Source organism: Pseudomonas sp. UM16 (assembly GCF_050312595.1).
Classification (GTDB): Bacteria; Pseudomonadota; Gammaproteobacteria; order Pseudomonadales; family Pseudomonadaceae; genus Aquipseudomonas.
On the sequence record NZ_JBNPJT010000068.1, the window covers coordinates 1 to 459 of the forward strand.

Consider the following 459-nt stretch of genomic DNA (forward strand, 5'->3'; position numbering starts at 1 on the left):
ATTAGTTTAATCTGGAACATCCAGCTTTAAGAGTTTGGTATTTTTATTGGCCAGCACGATGCCATCTTTCTCCATCAGCTCACTATTAAATGCAGTGTTGGGCCGGTCGGCTTCATTCGTTGTCCATTCCAGGGCCAGCCGAAACATGTATCCACGGCGATCGCTTCGCTGCCACACGCCAGCCGGATATTTAACCTCCAGTTCAAGAACCGGACTGGCCGCGTGACTATCGGCCCAGACTTTCCAAAGTCTGGTATTGCTCTTGCGAGGAGTAAGTATAATCCGCTGGATAGATTCTATTTCTTGGTCCTTCCGGCAACGTTCCAAGCAGCGTTGAATCGACCCAGTTGCCATCGAGAAACGGGGCCAATTGCCACCAACACTCAACCATTAATCTGTACTGAGCGGCACGTTAACTTTCGCCTTAATAAAAGGCACACCCGGGGACAAAAAAGGCCT

The 459-nt window shown here is 49.5% G+C and carries 1 protein-coding gene; it reads right to left on the reverse strand.

Annotated elements, in window-relative coordinates:
• Window positions 1-6 precede the first annotated feature (6 nt).
• On the reverse strand, window positions 7-387 hold the full coding sequence (locus ACQRAX_RS25585; RefSeq protein WP_412041574.1) for a hypothetical protein: 381 nt from the start codon (window positions 385-387) through the stop codon (window positions 7-9).
• Window positions 388-459: the final 72 nt, after the last annotated feature.